The sequence below is a fragment of the Actinospica durhamensis genome, assembly GCF_018139695.1.
Lineage (GTDB): Bacteria > Actinomycetota > Actinomycetes > Streptomycetales > Catenulisporaceae > Actinospica > Actinospica durhamensis.
Genome location: NZ_JAGSOG010000752.1, coordinates 1 through 447 on the forward strand (window position 1 = coordinate 1; position 447 = coordinate 447).

1 protein-coding gene is annotated in these 447 nt (G+C 65.5%); it reads right to left on the minus strand.

The genetic code is table 11. The features are described from left to right. A partial coding sequence (locus tag KDL01_RS42050) for a sigma-70 factor domain-containing protein (protein WP_212534287.1) occupies window positions 1–264 on the minus strand: 264 nt, incomplete at its 3' end. Between the last annotated feature and the right edge of the window lie 183 nt (window positions 265–447).

The following is a 447-nucleotide window of genomic DNA, read 5'->3' on the forward strand; positions in this document are numbered from 1 at the left end:
GGCCTGGAGCTCCTCGGTGGTGGCTCCGACCTTGCTCTCCTCGTACCCGTCGAGGATCTGCCGCGCGAACACACCCGCCTCGATGATCTGGGACAGCTCGACTTCCTTGGCGGCGTCGAGCAGCGGCGTGCGCGCGATCTCGTCGAGGTACATGCCGACCAGGTCGCGATCGGCGATCTCGCCGCTGTGGGCGCGAACACTGCTTGCCGAGTCGACCGTCTCGCCTGCGGCGGACTGACGACGGGCGACGGCACGGGTTGCCATGCGTGCTCCCTTGCGATGGTGAGGTCAGCGGGTGGTCCTGCGGACGTCAGGCACGTTCGTCAGGCCCTTCCGGACTCTGGTCGGGTGCCCTGCATCCATGGGAAACAACGACTGGAATCCGGACAGAATTCCCACCCGTCCCGCAATTTTTCTGATCATGCAGTACCCTGTCCGCCCACACAG